The following is a 2,121-nucleotide window of genomic DNA, read 5'->3' on the forward strand; positions in this document are numbered from 1 at the left end:
TATGATGGAATTAGCGGAGAACTTTGGTACATCGTCAGCGACGAACCGACCACCCTTGCTGACATTTCGGGAATATGGCTTACGCTTTGATATTGAAGAGAGCTTTCTTGATGACAAGTCCAATGGTTTTGAGTTGGAAAGCTGTGAGATTCGGAATGCAAAGCGCCTGATCGCGATTGTGTTTCGTCTTGGGGATCGCTACTCTTTATCTCACTGCCCAAGGAACTAAGGTCGTAGCCCGAGGATTACGCCGTTTTGTAGACCCTCACTGGTGCGCGCGGTAACAGTTATCTCATGCATTGGTTGGGCATGGGTATTGACTGCACGCTACTCTTGGTTGGGAGTTGTTTGAAACCCTAATTTTAAGTGGGAAACCCGACCCATCACCAGCGATGGCTTCCCGAAAACAGGACGAGCAGAAGAGGTATCGGCGCTTAGTTTACAGTAAGGTCTTTTGACTATGCTTGTTGAGTTTTGTCAGTCAACCAGGGGGCTAGACCACGGCGAGAGTCTAATAACTAAACTATAGACATAGTAATGTCGGGACGTTTTAGTTGGTTAATTAAGTAATTGGATTTGAGCCCATGCTTAATTTGATAAATTGTTTGACCACTTTTATAAGCCAAATTTTTAAGGAAAGAGCCAAACTAAAATAGCACAAGCAATATGGTTTCTTTGAATACGACCCTTGCGACCTTGACATGATTCAATACCAGTCAATTGTTTTAATTTAAGATGAAACTCCTCAACCTGACATCGAACCTTACACTCTTTTTGTACAACGTCCCTGGAGGCGCGCATTCCAATGGGCAGGTAAACTGCCCTTGGGTCGCGCCTCATAATTCTGAGATAAATCGTTTGTAGCGATGCAGCGCGGTCTTGGGGAGGCAGCGCGGTCTTGGGGGTCTCCCCCATGAGCGACTGCCGTGGTTTCCCCCGGAGACAAAACCTTAGATAGGGTCGCCTTTATAGTTAGCAGGTTATGCAGAAAAGGGTTAAATATTTTTTAATAGCGATGCAGCGCGGTCTTGGGGAGGCAGCGCGGTCTTGGGGGTCTCCCCCATGAGCGACTGCCGTGGTTTCCCCCACTCGCTATTGCATCAAGACAAGGCAACCCTATCTTACGGTAAATTCAAACCATGAGCGACTGCATCAAGACAGCGATAAAATCCGTTTTGTCGGTGGAGACACTTACCGGTCAAAGTTTCACTTTTTTGGAGCAGGTAAATTTGTTAATTTTTACTAATTTACCGGATTTTAACTCTTTTTCATCCCAAACTAATGATTCAATTCTTTGATAATCTTTTTGATTGCCAGTCTCATCCACAAGTCGATTCCGTTTGAGAGGACAATAATAATATTATCCCAAACCATCGATATATAACATTAATTTATTTTTGGCATACCAACTGTCCATCAATACAGTTCTAAATGGCAACTCCTTAGAATAGACAAGGTTTTGGAGCCTATCCAAAACCTGTTCTATTTTTGTCTTACCATCCTAGAGACGAAACCTTAGAATAGGGTCGCCTTTATGGTTGACAAGCTATGCATAGAAGGGTTAAAACTTGAGGCGCGACCCCGTAATTTAATTCGCCATAGGAAAGCGCGCCTCCATTGATTAAGGCGACCCTATTCTTACGGTAACTTCACCGTTATGGGTCATAAATCCGATAGTATACTACCCAAAACTTTTGGGTTTCGTGATTGACCTATAGGCAATTTATTAATCAAATTACTTGGAGGCGCGCATTCCAATGGGCAGGTAAACTGCCCTTGGGTCGCGCCTCGATTATACCCTGGAAATTACCACTATATTGTCGTTTAATTATCTCGATTTTTATAGAGTATAGTTTCTCAATTACTGTGTCATCAAAAACTAGATCGGCTTGCTCATTTATTTCAATTAAGTATTTGACATTATCCCACAGTAAGCGTGGGGTCAACTTATCATTTTTTAGATAACCGTTGATTTGATCATGGCTAATCTGCCCTAGGGCGTGTCATCAAATAGGTGTCAATCCAGTTTAAAATAGATAAATTCTTGGCGAGTTGAGTAATTTCAGGAGTGGTACAATGACGCGCCGCTATGCTTTGCGGAATGACCAGTGGGAACGCATC

Annotated in this window: 3 pseudogenes; 1 reads left to right on the forward strand and 2 read right to left on the reverse strand. The window is 43.2% G+C overall.

Annotated elements, in window-relative coordinates:
• A pseudogene (locus tag F6K20_RS35555) lies at positions 1-229 on the forward strand (hypothetical protein); the annotation flags it as partial.
• A gap of 289 nt (positions 230-518) precedes the next feature.
• On the opposite strand, the pseudogene F6K20_RS41035 reads toward F6K20_RS35555, so the two are convergent.
• Positions 519-798: pseudogene (locus F6K20_RS41035) on the reverse strand (IS701 family transposase); the annotation flags it as partial.
• Positions 799-1,201: 403 nt separating this feature from the next.
• A pseudogene (locus F6K20_RS41040) lies at positions 1,202-1,501 on the reverse strand (IS701 family transposase); the annotation flags it as partial.
• Between the last annotated feature and the right edge of the window lie 620 nt (positions 1,502-2,121).

Origin of the sequence: Moorena sp. SIO2C4 (assembly GCF_010672485.1) — a bacterium.
GTDB classification, from domain to species: domain Bacteria; phylum Cyanobacteriota; class Cyanobacteriia; order Cyanobacteriales; family Coleofasciculaceae; genus Moorena; species Moorena producens.